Source organism: Ruegeria sp. G12, from assembly GCF_056533565.1.
This window is the reverse complement of the sequence record NZ_JBQFOO010000002.1, coordinates 526,517-540,951: the sequence shown is the minus strand read 5'-3', so window position 1 is coordinate 540,951 and position 14,435 is coordinate 526,517. Positions and strand designations below refer to the sequence as shown.

The window sequence follows — 14,435 nt, the reverse complement described above, 5'->3', positions numbered from 1 at the left end:
GACCTCGGCGGGCCTTTGGTCCATACCTTCACCCAACCGAAATGCCGGAGGCAGATGATGGGAATCGTGAACACTCTTTTGCGGGCCGTGACCTGGTGGAACGGGGCCACCCTGAACACACAGATTTTTACTGCACGCAAGGGCGTCAAAGTTGGCGAAGACGATGAGGGCAACGTCTTTTATCGCACCGCCGATGACAGCAAGCGCTGGGTGATTTTCAATGGCGAGGCCGAGGCCAGCCGGATCGACCCCGACTGGCATGGCTGGCTGCACCGGACCTGGGATGAGCCGCCGACGGATAAGCCGCTGGCTCACAAAGCCTGGGAAAAACCGCATCAGGAAAACCTGACGGGCACCGCGCTGGCCTATGCACCTGCGGGGTCACTGCGCCGGGCCGACCCGATTGAGCGTAAGGACTACGAGGCCTGGAGCCCGGAATAAACGAGGCGAGTCATGTCGACCCACAACTGGACCGAAGTATTTGTCGGCGGTGCCGTCTTGGCATGTGCCGTCGCGTTTGGCGTCTATGCCAGCCAATCCACCGGCCTGTCGCAAAGCAGCGCCGGGTATGAGCTGGGCGCGTCTTTCCGTTCACTCGAAGGGGTCGGGGTTGGCACTGACGTGCGTCTGGCCGGTGTAAAAATTGGCACCGTGACCAATGTCAGCCTGAACCCGGACACCTACCGCGCCGATACGACCTTTTCGATTGCGGACAGCATCCTTGTGCCGGATGACAGCGCCATCGTGATCTCGTCCGAAGGACTTCTGGGCGGCAATTTCGTCGAGGTGATGCCCGGCGGATCACCGTTTTTCTTTGAACCCGGCGATCAGATAGAGGACACGCAGGGCGCGGTCAGCCTGATTTCCCTGCTGGTCAAATTCGTGGCCGGAAGCGGCGACGAATGATGCGCTGCGCTCTGATTGCTCTGGCGCTGATGGCGACAGGCGCGGCGGCGCAGCAGAAGGTGCAATCGGGCCCCGGCGCGATATTGCGCGGGTTGGACAAGGTCAATGGCCAGACCGTCGATGTCGAGATGCAGAATGGCGCAACGCAGCCCATTTTTGGTTTGGATGTGGCGCTGGGCGATTGCCGGTATCCGGTGGACAACCCGACCGGTGACGCCTTTGCCTATCTGACGGTCTGGGAAACCGGCAAGGCGGATCAGCTGTTTGACGGCTGGATGATCGCGACCTCTCCGGCGCTCAACGCGCTGGATCACTCCCGTTACGATGTCTGGGTGATCCGTTGTATCACCCCTTCGGCTGACTGAGGCACGGTTGCCGAGAAGTCGGCGCTGGCGCTGATGGCCTCCTCCAATTCTTGACGGTATTGGCTGCGGGGAATCTCAATCGCCCCTAGTGTGGCAAGATGGGCTGTCAGGAACTGCGTATCGAACAGTTGGAAACCGGTCTGCCGCAGGCGGTCGACCAGATAGGCCAGGGCAATCTTGGAGGCATCGGTGCGGCGCGAGAACATGCTTTCGCCAAAGAACGCGGCCCCAAGGACCACACCATACACACCGCCCACCAGCCGGTCAGTTTCCCAGACTTCCAGAGAATGCGCGTGGCCCGAACGGTGTAGTTGCGCATACAGGTCGCGCAGTTCGGTGTTGATCCAGGTATCGGCCCGGTCAGCACAGCCATCCACGACGCTCATGAAATCGGTATCTATAGTGATCGTGAACCCGCAGTTCCGGATACGGCGCGCGAGGCTGCGTGAGATGTGGAACCCATCCAGCGGAATGACCCCCCGGAACTTCGGATCGACCCAGAACAGGTCCGGGTCATCACGATGTTCCGCCATCGGGAAGATGCCAATGGAGTACCCATGCATCAAAAGCTCGGGGGACAGGCTCATACGGAACGCCCGAGGGCCGGCTGAGGCACCGGCCCCGTGGTCTTAATCGGCCATGTTCTCCGCAAGCCAGTGCTCCAGCCAGTGGATGTTGTAGTCGCCGCTGTGCAGGTCGGGCTCCTGCAGAAGGGCGTGGAACAGGGGCACGGTGGTGTCGATACCGTCCACGATCAGCTCACCCAACGCACGTTCCAGACGCGCCAGAGCTTCGGCCCGGTCGCGGCCTTGCACGATCAGCTTAGCGATCAGCGAGTCGTAATAGGGCGGGATCGAATAGCCGTCATAAAGCGCCGAATCCATCCGCACACCCAGACCACCGGGCGCGTGATACGCGGTGATCTTGCCGGGGCAGGGCGAGAAGTTGGGCAGTTTTTCGGCGTTGATCCGCACCTCGATGGCGTGGCCACTGATCTCAAGGTCGTCTTGACCGAACGACATATCCTCGCCTGCAGCGACGCGGATTTGTTCGCGCACCAGATCGACGCCGAAGATACCCTCGGTAACCGGGTGTTCGACCTGCAGGCGGGTGTTCATTTCGATGAAATAGAACTCGCCGTTCTCGTAGAGGAACTCGATGGTGCCTGCGCCGATATAGTTGATCTTGGCCACGGCGTCGGCGCAGATCTTGCCGATCTTGGCGCGTTCTTCGGGGCTGATGGCGGGGCCGGGGGCCTCTTCGAACACCTTCTGGTGACGCCGCTGCAATGAACAGTCACGCTCGCCCAGATGTACCGCCTTGCCCTTGCCGTCGCCAAAGACCTGAATCTCGATATGGCGCGGCGTGGTCAGGTATTTCTCGATATAGACCTCGTCATTGCCGAAGGCGGCCTTGCCCTCGGCGCGCGCGGTCATGAAGGCGCTTTCCATCTCATCAGCGGTCTGCGCGACTTTCATGCCGCGACCGCCGCCGCCGGCGGTGGCCTTGATGATAACGGGATAGCCGAATTCTTCGCCGATGCGCTTGGCGTCGGCCAGCGTGGGAACGCCACCGTCGGAACCAGGAACGCAAGGCACACCCAGCGCTTTCATCGTGTCCTTGGCGGTGATCTTGTCGCCCATCACGCGGATATGTTCGGCGGTGGGGCCGATGAATGTGATGCCGTGGTCTTCGACGATCTGCACAAACTCGGCATTCTCAGAAAGGAAGCCATAGCCGGGATGGATCGCTTGTGCGCCGGTGATTTCGCAGGCCGAGATGATGGCGGGCACAGACAGATAGCTCTGCGGGCTGGGAGGGGGGCCGATGCAGACCGATTCGTCGGCCATGCGCACATGCATGGCGTCGCTGTCGGCGGTGGAATGCACGGCGACCGTCTTGATCCCCATCTCACGCGCGGCGCGGATGACGCGCAGGGCGATCTCACCTCGGTTGGCAATCAGGATTTTATCGAACATCCGCCCGCCTTACTCGATGATGACCAGAGGGGTGCCGAATTCCACGGCATCGCCATCGCCCACGAGGATGCGCTTGATGGTGCCCGATTTGGGGGCGTGGATGTGGTTCATGGTTTTCATCGCTTCGACGATCAGCAGCGTCTCGCCTTCGGACACAGATGCACCGACCGAGATGAACGAGGGCGCGCCGGGTTCCGGCTGCATGTACACCGTGCCAACCATGGGCGAGGTCACGGCACCAGGATGGCTGGCCGGATCATCGACGGCGGCGGGGGCTTCAGCCGGGGCAGCCGGGGCGGCTACGGGGGCCGGGGCAGGTGCGGCGGCGGGAACAGCGACCTGAACCGGGGCGGCCACGGTTTGCGACATGCGGCTGACGCGGACGTTCAGGCTGTCCTCCTCACCATATTCACGCTTGACCTGCAACTCGGTCAGGTCGTTTTCGCGCAGCAACTCGGCCAGTGCCTTGATGAACGCCACATCCGCTTCGTGTTTGGTATCTGTCATGAGTGTCCTCGACGGTTCCCCTTTGGCCCGTCTGTCCTTCGCGGGCTTTGGTCTGATTACGCGGCGTTATAAGCTATGCGCGCGGCCATGAAAAGCGCAGTCTGGGCTTGGCAAACTGGGTTTCAGACAGTTTACCACCCGCCGGACGGGTTAAAGCGGCATGCCCGACAGTTTTGCCACCAGTTCCGGCAATTTCCGGGCCCCGAATTTTTCCAGAAGCCGGGCGCGGTAGGCCTCGATCGTGCGGTAGCTGAGCCCCAGTTCAACGCCGATTTCCTTGGCCGAAAGACCCCGGCAGGACAGGATCGCCACTTCGCGTTCGCGCACGGTCAATTCGACCAGTGGGCGCTCTTCCGAGATGTCCGAGAAGCTCCAGATACCGTGCCGGAACGGGTCATCGGGCGTCAGGGACCGGCCGCGTGCCCGGCACCAGAACAGGTCTCCGTTACGGCGGCGCATGACCCGTTCATCGGTGTAATATCCGGTGTCCTGCAGCGCGCGCAGGCCCCGTTGGCCGATCCTCTCCCAATCCGCGACCGAGGGGTAGAGGTGCAGCAGCGGCATGTTGCGATATTCGGCTTCCTCGCCACCGAAGGTCCGGGCAAACTGCAGGTTACAGCGCCGGATAATCCGGTTTTCCAATTCCACCAGCCCAATCGGGGCGTATTCGAATGCGGGGTCGCTCATCTATTTATCGTGCCGGGAAACGGGGCGGAAATGAAGGGGCGATCGGAAATCTTGTTCAACGCGGCGGAAGGAGACCGATAAGGCTATTGGGTGGTTCGAGGCCCGCTCTTTTGTAAAGAATGTAAACTTTGATTGAAAACTGTGCGATAACTTATAGAAAAGGCAGGGCAGTCGTGAAAATTCCAAGGTGTAATACCAGATCGGCCCAAGGCGAAAGGAATTGCAGATGCCAAGTGCGCTGACCGGAAGCCGGATACGGGAACGCAGGCAGATCGCAGGTCTGCGGCAGGCCGAACTTGCGCGGCAGGTCGGAATCTCGGCGTCGTATTTGAACTTGATCGAACACAACCGCCGCCGGATCGGGGGCAAGTTGCTGGTCGATATCGCCGGGGCGCTGTCAGTCGAGCCGTCTCATCTGACGCAGGGGATCGAAGCGACGCTGATTTCGGCCCTTCGCGAAGCGGCGGTCGATGCGGTAGGCCAACAGGCCGAGGTAGATGGGTTAGAGGAGTTTGCGGGCCGCTTCCCTGGCTGGGCTGGCGTTCTGGCCCATATGCACCGCCGCGTCGTCTCGTTGGAGCGCACGGTTGCGACCCTGTCGGACCGGCTGACGCACGACCCTCAATTGGCAGCGTCCATGCATGAGGTGTTGTCGACTGCGGCTGCCATCCGGTCGACCGCTGCCATTCTTGCGGACACGCAGGACATTGATGCGGAATGGCAGGATCGGTTTCACAAGAACCTGCATCAGGATGCCGAACGCCTTGCCGACAGTTCCAAAGCGCTGGTCACATATCTGGATGAAAGTGACTCGGCCGCCGATCCACGCGGCGTGCCGTTGGAAGAGGTCGAGGCCTTTTGGGGCGCACAGGGGCATCACTTTCCCGAAATCGAGGCAAATGGTGATTGGTCGTCGATTGCGCTGGATGTTTTGGGCACGACCGCCGCCCGCGCCGTTGCCGAGGATGCGCTTCGGACTTACGCGGCGGATGCGCAGGTCATGCCTCTGGATGCGCTGACGGCTGCTTTGGGCGGGTCCGACCCCGACCCGATGGCACTCGCCGTTGAATTCTCGGTTGATCTGGCGACGGTTTTGCGGCGTCTGGCCTCGTTGCCCGAAGGCGCTCTGGCCCGCCCGGTGGGATTGGTTTTGTGTGACGCTTCAGGCAGTGTTTTGTTCCTGAAAACAATTCCGGGGTTTTCGGTTCCTCGCCATGGGGATGCTTGCCCGTTATGGCCACTGTACGCAGCCCTGAATCGGCCCCTGGTTCCGATTCGCAAGCGGGTTTTGCAAACAGGGCGCACCGCAGCCGAGTTTGACTGTTTCGCATTTGCCTGGCCCCAATCCCGTCCCGGGCACGACCTTGAGCCGGTCTACCGCTCAATCATGATGGTGCAGCCCGTGCCCGAGGGCCATACGGGGTCAAACGCAACGGCGCAGGTGGGTCCCGGTTGCCGTGTGTGCCCAAGCGCGGACTGTGCCTCGCGCCGCGAGCCTTCGATTCTAAGCGAAGGCTTTTGACAGTTTCCTGACAGAACGCTTAATCTGACTGAGGCGGATGGCAAATTGCGCGATCCGCTTTGGGAGGAACAGAAAATATGAGCCGAAAGGTTCTGCTGATAGAAGATGAGCCCAACATTGCCGAGGCCATCCGCTTTCTGCTGACTCGTGAAGGGTGGCAGGTGGAAACGCATGGCGATGGGGCGGATGCGGTGCAGGTCATCCAGAACGCGCGGCCTGATCTGGTTATTCTGGACGTCATGTTGCCGGGCAAAAGCGGCATGGACATCCTGCGCGACCTGCGGGATTTGGAAGACTTGCAGGGATTGCCGGTGCTAATGCTCACGGCGCGCGGTCAATCCCGCGACCGCCAGATGGCTGAAAACGCCGGGGTCAGCCGGTTCATGACCAAACCGTTTTCCAATGCCGAGGTGCTGACCGCCGTGCGCGATCTGCATGCTCAGGCCTCGCGGTTATGACCGGGGGAGGGGGCACAGGTCGTACGCCTTCAGGGCAAAGGCCTGCTCTGTTTCTGGAACGGCAAAGCTATCGCCGCCGAAGGCTGACGGATGCCGCCCGGCTGCTGCCGTTTTTGGGGGCGGCGATGCTGGCCATCCCCTTGCTGTGGCCAGATAATCAGGCCGAAGGTGCCGGGATGCCCCTGTCCGCGGCGATGATGTATATTTTCTTCTGCTGGGCGTTGCTGATCATTCTTGGGTTGGTCTTCGGCTTTGCCGCCCGGCGGTTCGGGGCGCGCGATGACGCGGATGCGGACGCAGACTGATGGCCACGCTGAATGTCCTGATACTGGTTTGTCTGGGCTATGTCGTTTTGCTGTTCGGGGTGGCGTTTGCCGCTGACAAGCTGGCCACGGGCAGACGCGGAAAATGGCTTCGGTCGCCTCTGTTCTACACGCTTTCCCTGTCGATTTATTGTACCGCCTGGACCTTTTACGGAGCGGTCGGAAGTGCCGCACGATCCGGGCTGGAATTTGTCACGATCTATCTGGGGCCGACGCTGGTCATGGTCAGTTGGTGGTGGGGCCTGCGCAAGCTGGTCCGGGTCGGGCGCAGCCAGCGCGTGACTTCAATCGCTGACCTGCTGTCGTCGCGCTATGGCAAGTCGAACACGCTGGCCGTGTGTGTGACCATTCTGGCGGTACTGGGTGGCACGCCCTACATCGCGCTGCAGTTGCAGTCGATCACGCTGTCCTTCTCGATCTTTGCCGAGGCCGATCCGACCGGTCTCTATCGCGAAGGGTCCAGCGTATTCTGGGTGGCGGCAGGCTTGGCGGTTTTCGCGATTCTGTTCGGGACCCGCAATCTGGACGCAAATGAACGGCATCACGGCGTCGTCACCGCAATCGCTTTGGAGGCGGTGGTCAAGCTGTTCGCCCTGCTGGCCGTTGGCGCTTTTGTGGTCTGGGGCGTGGCCGGTGGCGTAGGACCGATGCTGGACCGCATCGACGCGTCGGAAATCGGACAATGGAACGTGGATGCCGGGCGTTGGACCACGCTGGTCTTCCTTTCGGCTGCCGCCTTTGTCTGCCTGCCGCGCATGTTTCAGGTCATGGTGGTCGAGAATGATGACGAAGGGCATCTAAGAACCGCCGCCTGGGCCTTTCCGCTGTATCTGCTGTTGATGAGCCTGTTTGTGATCCCGATCGCCGTGGTCGGGCTGGACCTGTTGCCCGCAGGCTCGAACCCGGATCTGTTTGTACTGACGGTGCCATTGTCGCAGGGCAATGAGTGGCTGGCGATGCTTTCCTTTATCGGCGGGTTTTCCTCGGCCACGTCGATGGTGATCGTGACGGCGATGGCGCTGTCGATCATGGTGTCGAACCACGTGGTCATGCCGATCTGGCTGAGCACGCAGGAAGGCTCGGGGTCAGTGTCCGGTGATGTGCGCAACATCGTTCTGATGGCGCGCCGAGTTTCCATCGCGGTCATCATGGCGCTGGGCTATTTCTACTACAGCCTGTCGGGCGGCGGCGCGGCGCTGGCCTCGATCGGGCTGATCGCCTTCGCCGGGATTTCGCAGATCCTGCCCGCATTGGTCGGTGGGCTGTTCTGGCGCGGGGCCACGCGAACCGGCGCGCTGGTCGGCCTGACGGTCGGGTTTGTTCTTTGGATTTACACTCTGTTGCTGCCGGGCATGGGGAGCAGTTGGATGCCTGAATCGGTGTTGCAGAACGGCCCGTTCGGCATTGGCTGGCTGCGCCCTCATGCCCTGTTCGGCATCGAAGGGATAGACCCGATGGTGCATACGGTCATGTGGTCCATGTCGCTGAACACCGTCGCGTTCTGTGTCGCCTCATTGCTGAGCTTCCCCAGCCCGTTGGAGCGGTTGCAGGGCGCTCAGTTCGTCAATGTGTTCGACCACTCAGTAGCGTTGCGCGGATGGACCGGATCGGTGGCGCAAAGCGAAGACCTGATGATCATGACCCAGCGGATTCTGGGCACCGGTCCGGCGCAAGAGTTCTTTCGGGCCGAGGTCGAGCAGCAGGGCGGCAGGACGCACCTGCCAGAGCCCACTCCGGGCTTTTTGGAACGTCTTGAACGCGAGCTAAGCGGTTCGGTCGGTGCGGCCACCGCACATGCGATGATCGGGCAGATCGTGGGCGGCTCGTCCGTTTCGGTCGAAGACCTGCTGGCTGTTGCGGATGAATCGGCCCAGCTTCTGGAATATTCCGGCCAGCTCGAGGTGAAATCCGCAGAGCTTAGCCGCACCGCACGCAAGCTGCGCGAGGCAAATACCAAGTTGACCCAGATGTCCGAACAGAAGGACAGTTTTCTCAGTCAGGTCAGTCATGAGTTGCGGACGCCCATGACCTCGATCCGGGCGTTTTCCGAAATCATGCGCGATACAAGGGGCTTAAGCGGTGAGGATCAGACACGCTATGCCGCCATTATCCATGACGAAGCCCTGCGTTTGACGCGGTTATTGGATGATTTGCTGGACCTGAGCGTTCTGGAAAGTGGGCGGGTCAACCTGAACGTGGGTGATGACAGTCTGCGCTACGTTCTGGACCGGGCATTGTCCAGCGCTCTGGCCGGGTCCGATCAGACACTGAGGGTGCAACGCAGCAAGGCCTCGGAACGGATTGCGCTGCACACCGATCTGGACCGACTGGGGCAGGTGTTCATCAATCTGATCTCGAACGCGCAAAAGTATTGCGATGCGGAAGATCCGGTGCTGACCATCTCGGCCCATGATGTGGGGGGGCAGGTGGTGGTCGATTTCATGGATAATGGAAGCGGCATACCGCCCGAAGCCCAATCGCTGGTATTCGAGAAATTCGCGCGTGTGGGCGTCGACAAAGCGGGTGGGGCGGGGCTGGGCCTCGCGATCTGCCGCGAGATCATGCATCGCCTTGGGGGCGAGATCAGTTATCTGCCGGGACAGGGCGGCGCTGCCTTCCGCGTCAGTCTTCCGTTGGCCTATCGGCAGGCCGCGCAATGACATGTGTCTAAAGGACTTTGTAACCTTTGGTGGGGTAGACCAATAGATGATCCTTGGACCTTTGAGTGAGCCAAATATATGGCACGGCCCGTCAGCGCAGCTTTGGAACGAAAACTCTCCGCAGGGCGGGATGGTCCCGCCGAGGGCGCGCATTCGGTTCCACGCGCCTTGAGGTTGGGTTTTGCGCGGGCTGCGGGGGACCGGCTGAATCTGCCTCTGGCCGTGATCGGGGCGAAGCAGGGTCAACGTGCGCCCTGTGACCTGACTGGGATTGTTGGCGAAGATTGGTTGTTGTTGACGTTCAGCGGGTCCGAAGGGCTTGCCGCTGTGTGTCTGGACCCCGCTGCCGTGTCCTCCATTGTCCAGATGCAGACCATAGGTGAGGTGATGCCCGGCGCTGTTGCCGTTCGGGCGTTCACGGATACCGACGCTGCGATGGTGGGCCCTTTGATCGAGGACGCACTGAAACGCGCGTCTGTGTTGGTAGATGCTGCAGTGGACCAAAGCAGTTTGTCGGGCCATGAATTCTCGTCCCGTGCTTCGGATTTGCGCGCCTTGTCTCTGGCTTTGACCGATGAGAGCTGCCGTGCCTTTGAGCTAACCGTCGATCTAGCAGGCGGGCTGCGGCAGGGGCAGATCGCGGTTCTGCTGCCGGTGCGCCCGAGCGAGTCAGAGGCGGGGGAAGACAGTCCGCTTAACGCTGGGCCAAGTCTTGAACAAGCGTCTGGCGTGGTTCGGGCCGAGTTGAACGCCATCCTGTGCAGGGTCACGCTTCCCTTGGGCGGGTTGTCTGGCTTGACACTGGGTGAGGTGCTGCCGCTGACCGGGTCCCGGCTTGACCGTACTGAAATCCTGACCATCGACCGAACACGCGCCGGGGTTGGACGGCTTGGTCAATGCGGCGGCATGCGCGCGGTTCGCTTGAATGAGCAGGCACCGGTACCCGAGTTGACCGAAGATCAGAGCTTTATCGAAAGCAGGTCGGGTGCGCGCCAGTCGGATATCAGCGACGCGCCTGAGCTGATGCCGGATACTCTGGATGACCCCGGCTACGCCATTGAGGCGGCAACCAAGGGCTCGAACGAACCGCCAGATGATCTGGGTCTGGTTGAGTCAGACAAGCTTGCCGCCGAAATCTCGCAACTGGCAGGCCTGACCGGCCCCGAGGGCTAAGTTTGGTCAGTCTGTCGAATTGCGCATCTGATCCAGCGCAGGGCGCAGGTTTTCCAACTGATAACCTGCGTTGGTTGTCGCGGTCAGGATGTCGTCGGTGCTCATCCGGTCACACTGCCCCAGCGCCCACACGACAGAACATCTGGTGCCCGAGGCGCAATAGGCCAGAACCGGCCCGCCACAGCGTTCGGCCATATCCCGTTGCCGCGCTACGTTCTCGGGCGTCATGGTCTGATGCGTCAATTCCAGCACTTCGTATTCCAGGCCCGCCGCGCGCACCGCGTCCCCGATCGCATCCGACTGCATGTCTGCGGGGACCTCGGTATTGGGCCGGTTGCAGATGACCTTGACGAAGCCGGCCTCGGCGATGGCTGGCACATCATCAACGGTGATTTGCGGTGAAACGGCGTAGCGGGGGGTTATTGGTCGAATCTCCATGACAAATCCTTATGTCGCGTTTCGGACCCTGTCTAGCCGCGCGCCCATAGGCTGGGCCAGCAACATTCCCGCAATCATTGCGGCCAGAAATACGATCCCGCCAAGGCCGCCATAGCTTAGCGACGCAATCGCGGGCCCGGGGCACAGACCCGACACGCCCCAGCCGATCCCGAACAGAGCCGACCCGACAATCAGCCGGCGATCCAGTTCCGGCTCGGCCTGTGCGGGAAACTGCCCACCGGTTAGCGGGCTGCGCCCCGCGGTCAGCCTCCAGGCAACCAGCATTGGTAGAATGGCACCGCCCATCACAAAGGCCAGGGTCGGGTCCCAGTTCCCGAAGATGTCCAGCCATCCCTGCACCTTGGTGGTGTCGGTCATACCCGAGATCAAAAGCCCCGCACCAAACAAACACCCGGCAATCAGCGAGATGAAAAACCGCATCAGATCAACCCCCACACGTGGCGCAGCAGGGCTACTGTCACCACTCCGGCGGCGATATAGACGAGTGTGGCAGCGATCCCGCGCAGGGAAAAGCGCGAGATACCACAGACCCCATGTCCCGAAGTGCATCCATTCGCAACACGGGTGCCGATGCCAACACACAGCCCCGCGATGATCACAAGCCCCAGATTGGTGGTCAGGTGGGTTTCGGCCTGCGGTGCAACCAAAGGGCGCAGCAGTAGGGGCGTCCCAATAGCACCGGCCAAAAAGACCAGACGTTCCGCGTTACGCGATGGGTCGGTTCTGTCGACAAGACTGCCCAGAATTCCACTGGCCCCCATGATCCGACCATTGCCCAAAAGGTAAACTGCCGCCCCAAGGCCAATCAGCAACCCGCCGAGCGCTCCCCACATCCAAGCTGTGTTCATGTCAGATAGTTCCCTTTTCTTTCATCAGTGTTCGCTTCCTGCAGCATGGGCATACATTTGACGCACGAACCCCACTGCACGGGGGAACCCAGCGAGCATCGGAGGGCCGTGCGGAATACTAACGTGATCCCGTTGAATGTCAGGGTCGCTTGGCCTCACGACAGCACACATATAGAAAGCGGAATGCATTGCAATAAGCAGAGCCACTTTGACGCTTGTCAAGGAAACCCATGTTAAACTTGCTTAAACTTTAGCCAAACCGCGCCAGATTGCCGAAAAAGCCGAAATGCCCGGCAATTTTCCGCACAACGTAAAGTGAACCCCTTCGGGTCTTATTCTCGTTACATATATCTGTCATAGTGAGACATCGTGGGAGGATGGAATATGGCACACACAAATCTCTATTCCGAAGCCGAGCAGCTGGAACAAAAGCTTCAGGACGCCTGCCTGGATACGCGTCTGGCCTTGCAGCCGAGCTTTAGCAAGGTTGTAGATCGCATGCGTCAGCAAGGCATTCACATCCCGTCGCGCCTGCGTCGGTTGGATGCGGCATTGTGTGAAGACGCAATGGAAGCGCAGTTCGACAACTTGCCGATTTAAGTCAAACGGTCATCCGAAGGATATCCCGAGGATGACCAGCATTAGCCCGATCACCGACAAAAACAAAGACGCCAGGTTCCAGGGCAAAACGCCCTGAACGGCAGCTCTCAGTTCTTCATCCGACAAACCGGCCTTGCGCGCTTTCATTACGCGCAGGATGCACCAGATCAGACCGGCAAGCCCGGCCAGAGACAGGGCTGCCCCGCCCCAGGTGATGAATTCGAACATGGTTCCCTACAATTCTCTGCCGATTTCCTCCGCGCTTAACGGATCAGGTTGGCCGGTACAAGCCCGCCGCCCGGATTGCGTGCTTGCGACCCGCGCGGCTGCGATGTATCCGGCATATTGCCCGCTGTCACAGCATCAGATTTCAGCCCTTGGGAGAGACGCATATGGAAGACATGACCGAAGATCAGGCCACCGCAAATTACCGGGTGACAGCAGGCGAGTTGCGCCAGTTCATCGAACGGTTCGAGCGGCTGGACGCGGAAAAGAAAGACCTCGCCGAGCAGCAGAAAGAGGTCATGGCCGAGGCCAAGGCGCGCGGCTACGACACCAAGGTCATGCGCAAGGTCATCGCGTTGCGCAAGCGCGACAAGGACGACATTGCCGAAGAAGAAGCTGTGCTCGAGATGTATAAGGAAGCGCTGGGAATGTAAGGCCCCAGAGGCGGGCTAAGGTTGCAAGAACCGGATATTCGGCATCGCCCTGATTTTCGCCAGATCCTGCTGGTACAGTTCCGAAAACGCCTCGACCACGTCAGCGCTCCAACCTGGAAGGTGCAGTTCTTCTTCGATCTGATCGGGCAGGGCGTGCTCTTCAAAGATGGTTTCCAGCTTTTCCCTGCGGTCGCGGGGATGCTGGGCTGTCTCTTCCCGGATAAGCTGCAAAAGCTGTTTCTTACCGGTTTCCGTCAGAAGCGAGGCCAGCAGCGCGTGTTCGTCCTTCAGCGCAACATCCTCTGGCAGAGCGGCCATAGCGCGCAGGATGTCGCCCCAGATCAGGGGCGTGTCCTCGTTTTCCCACAGCGTTAGCTGCACATCGGAGGCCAGATCCTGCAGGTCTTCGATCATGCTGAGCCAGTTGAGGCAACTCAGGTCGGTACTGTGCAGGATTGCCGCTCGCTGCGTCTCGTGCAGCGACATTAGCACTTTGGGGATAAAACTACCGGGGTTCATCAGGCCCACAAAAAGCTCGATGTTACAGTCCCCAAGCAGTTGCGCCGTGTATGCCGTGCGTTGCCCGGCAAAAGGGTAAATCTGCCCTTGCTGCAACGCGGTTCTTCTGGGGCCAAAAAACTTGTCACTGGACAGAACCACGCGGCGTATCGCCTCGCCGTCGGGCAGGATACCCCGCAGAGTTTCGTGAGCCTCTGCAAACGGTCTGTCCTGCACTTGAGCGTCCGACATTTCTTTCACGAACTGCCTGCAGGGACGCGGGCCCAGCACCGCAAGGCCCCGATCCGCCAGACCAGGCCTGTTCGCCAAAAGAGACCCCAACAATTGCCCGTGATCGGTAAAAGCCGCACCGGCGTGAATAACGACCTGCATTGTAATCCCTGCGCCCTGACGTCCTGTCGCGTGTGTTACAGCCTGTTTCCCGGTCCGTAAATGCCGCGGTCCGGGTTTCGGAATGTTCCCGGGTTTTCAGAAATCCGAACAATCTCTGAGGTCGGGCGAAAAATGTGGCTTGCAGTCCCGCGCCAGAGACAGTAATCGACCCACAGCGCCCCTATAGCTCAGCTGGTAGAGCAACTGATTTGTAATCAGTAGGTCCGCGGTTCGAGTCCGTGTGGGGGCACCACTTTTTCAATAAATATCAAATATTTACGTTACATCTGATGGTTCGCATTTGCTGTTGTCTGAGCAATCAGACACATAGCAGACATTGGGCGATTCCGGCCCGCTTGACCCCGCGCCAAATCACTCTGACAGGTCCAATACGCTCC

At 60.4% G+C, this 14,435-nt stretch carries 19 protein-coding genes and 1 tRNA gene; 11 read left to right on the top strand and 9 right to left on the bottom strand.

Going from position 1 to position 14,435, the window contains the following annotated elements; genetic code table 11:
• Nucleotides 1-57: 57 nt before the first annotated feature.
• The 3 genes from ACR0JN_RS06520 to ACR0JN_RS06510 are packed head-to-tail and all read left to right on the top strand — an operon-like array spanning nt 58 to nt 1,271.
• Nucleotides 58-441 carry an NADH:ubiquinone oxidoreductase subunit NDUFA12 gene (locus ACR0JN_RS06520; RefSeq protein WP_480884817.1) on the top strand — a complete coding sequence of 128 codons (384 nt, stop codon included), beginning with the start codon at nt 58-60 and terminating at the stop codon, nt 439-441.
• Between the two features lie 12 nt (nt 442-453).
• On the top strand, nt 454-906 hold the full coding sequence (gene mlaD, locus ACR0JN_RS06515; protein WP_480817310.1) for an outer membrane lipid asymmetry maintenance protein MlaD: 453 nt from the start codon (nt 454-456) through the stop codon (nt 904-906).
• Nucleotides 903-1,271 carry a DUF2155 domain-containing protein gene (locus ACR0JN_RS06510; protein ID WP_480884816.1) on the top strand — a complete coding sequence of 123 codons (369 nt, stop codon included), beginning with the start codon at nt 903-905 and terminating at the stop codon, nt 1,269-1,271. The genes mlaD and ACR0JN_RS06510 overlap by 4 nt, the downstream gene beginning before the upstream one ends.
• Here ACR0JN_RS06510 and aat read toward each other — a convergent pair.
• The 4 genes from aat to ACR0JN_RS06490 form a co-directional block, all read right to left on the bottom strand.
• The gene (gene aat, locus ACR0JN_RS06505) at nt 1,226-1,858 is read right to left on the bottom strand and encodes a leucyl/phenylalanyl-tRNA--protein transferase (protein WP_480884815.1); all 633 of its coding nucleotides are present in this window, start codon (nt 1,856-1,858) and stop codon (nt 1,226-1,228) included. The two genes, ACR0JN_RS06510 and aat, sit on opposite strands and share 46 nt — an antisense overlap.
• Before the next feature lie 42 nt (nt 1,859-1,900).
• Entirely contained in the window at nt 1,901-3,250 is a 1,350-nt protein-coding gene (accC, locus tag ACR0JN_RS06500) for an acetyl-CoA carboxylase biotin carboxylase subunit (RefSeq protein ID WP_480884813.1), read from the bottom strand.
• Nucleotides 3,251-3,259: 9 nt separating this feature from the next.
• Nucleotides 3,260-3,757 (bottom strand): acetyl-CoA carboxylase biotin carboxyl carrier protein, encoded by a 498-nt coding sequence (accB, locus tag ACR0JN_RS06495; RefSeq protein WP_480817314.1) that lies wholly within the window; start codon nt 3,755-3,757, stop codon nt 3,260-3,262.
• Nucleotides 3,758-3,907: 150 nt separating this feature from the next.
• Complete coding sequence (locus tag ACR0JN_RS06490) at nt 3,908-4,444, bottom strand: LuxR C-terminal-related transcriptional regulator (RefSeq protein WP_480817315.1); 537 nt, start codon at nt 4,442-4,444, stop codon at nt 3,908-3,910.
• Nucleotides 4,445-4,670: 226 nt separating this feature from the next.
• On the opposite strand from ACR0JN_RS06490, the gene ACR0JN_RS06485 reads away from it, so the two are divergent.
• From ACR0JN_RS06485 to ACR0JN_RS06465, 5 genes are all read left to right on the top strand, one after another.
• Nucleotides 4,671-5,966, top strand: coding sequence for a helix-turn-helix domain-containing protein (locus ACR0JN_RS06485; protein WP_480817316.1), 1,296 nt, complete (start codon nt 4,671-4,673; stop codon nt 5,964-5,966).
• 77 nt (nt 5,967-6,043) lie between these two features.
• On the top strand, nt 6,044-6,424 hold the full coding sequence (locus tag ACR0JN_RS06480) for a response regulator transcription factor (RefSeq protein ID WP_480817317.1): 381 nt from the start codon (nt 6,044-6,046) through the stop codon (nt 6,422-6,424).
• Complete coding sequence (locus ACR0JN_RS06475; protein WP_480817318.1) at nt 6,421-6,729, top strand: hypothetical protein; 309 nt, start codon at nt 6,421-6,423, stop codon at nt 6,727-6,729. Before ACR0JN_RS06480 ends, ACR0JN_RS06475 begins: the two co-directional genes overlap by 4 nt.
• Nucleotides 6,729-9,407, top strand: a complete 2,679-nt coding sequence (locus ACR0JN_RS06470; RefSeq protein ID WP_480817319.1) for an ATP-binding protein — start codon at nt 6,729-6,731, stop codon at nt 9,405-9,407. The genes ACR0JN_RS06475 and ACR0JN_RS06470 overlap by 1 nt, the downstream gene beginning before the upstream one ends.
• 78 nt (nt 9,408-9,485) lie before the next feature.
• Nucleotides 9,486-10,580 (top strand): FliM/FliN family flagellar motor switch protein, encoded by a 1,095-nt coding sequence (locus tag ACR0JN_RS06465; RefSeq protein ID WP_480884812.1) that lies wholly within the window; start codon nt 9,486-9,488, stop codon nt 10,578-10,580.
• Nucleotides 10,581-10,586: 6 nt separating this feature from the next.
• Here the strand turns inward: ACR0JN_RS06465 and ACR0JN_RS06460 are convergent, their stop codons facing one another.
• The 3 genes from ACR0JN_RS06460 to ACR0JN_RS06450 are packed head-to-tail and all read right to left on the bottom strand — an operon-like array spanning nt 10,587 to nt 11,887.
• The gene (locus tag ACR0JN_RS06460) at nt 10,587-11,018 is read right to left on the bottom strand and encodes a protein tyrosine phosphatase family protein (protein WP_480884811.1); all 432 of its coding nucleotides are present in this window, start codon (nt 11,016-11,018) and stop codon (nt 10,587-10,589) included.
• Nucleotides 11,019-11,027: 9 nt separating this feature from the next.
• Entirely contained in the window at nt 11,028-11,459 is a 432-nt protein-coding gene (locus ACR0JN_RS06455) for a DUF6691 family protein (protein WP_480884810.1), read from the bottom strand.
• The gene (locus ACR0JN_RS06450) at nt 11,459-11,887 is read right to left on the bottom strand and encodes a YeeE/YedE family protein (protein WP_480884809.1); all 429 of its coding nucleotides are present in this window, start codon (nt 11,885-11,887) and stop codon (nt 11,459-11,461) included. Before ACR0JN_RS06450 ends, ACR0JN_RS06455 begins: the two co-directional genes overlap by 1 nt.
• Nucleotides 11,888-12,271: 384 nt before the next feature.
• Here ACR0JN_RS06450 and ACR0JN_RS06445 point away from each other — a divergent pair, with 384 nt between their 5' ends.
• Nucleotides 12,272-12,487 carry a hypothetical protein gene (locus tag ACR0JN_RS06445; protein ID WP_480817324.1) on the top strand — a complete coding sequence of 72 codons (216 nt, stop codon included), beginning with the start codon at nt 12,272-12,274 and terminating at the stop codon, nt 12,485-12,487.
• 9 nt (nt 12,488-12,496) lie between these two features.
• Here ACR0JN_RS06445 and ACR0JN_RS06440 read toward each other — a convergent pair whose 3' ends face one another.
• The gene (locus tag ACR0JN_RS06440; RefSeq protein WP_480884808.1) at nt 12,497-12,715 is read right to left on the bottom strand and encodes a hypothetical protein; all 219 of its coding nucleotides are present in this window, start codon (nt 12,713-12,715) and stop codon (nt 12,497-12,499) included.
• A 164-nt stretch (nt 12,716-12,879) separates the two neighbouring features.
• Between ACR0JN_RS06440 and ACR0JN_RS06435 the strand changes: the two genes are divergently transcribed.
• A complete protein-coding gene (locus ACR0JN_RS06435) occupies nt 12,880-13,146 on the top strand; it encodes a DUF2312 domain-containing protein (RefSeq protein WP_170530827.1) in 267 nt (88 codons plus the stop codon).
• A 15-nt stretch (nt 13,147-13,161) separates the two neighbouring features.
• On the opposite strand, the gene ACR0JN_RS06430 is transcribed toward ACR0JN_RS06435, so the two are convergent.
• On the bottom strand, nt 13,162-14,037 hold the full coding sequence (locus ACR0JN_RS06430; protein WP_480884807.1) for a hypothetical protein: 876 nt from the start codon (nt 14,035-14,037) through the stop codon (nt 13,162-13,164).
• A 177-nt stretch (nt 14,038-14,214) separates the two neighbouring features.
• Between ACR0JN_RS06430 and ACR0JN_RS06425 the strand changes: the two genes are divergently transcribed.
• Nucleotides 14,215-14,290: transfer RNA gene (locus ACR0JN_RS06425), tRNA-Thr, on the top strand.
• The last annotated feature ends 145 nt before the right edge of the window (nt 14,291-14,435 follow it).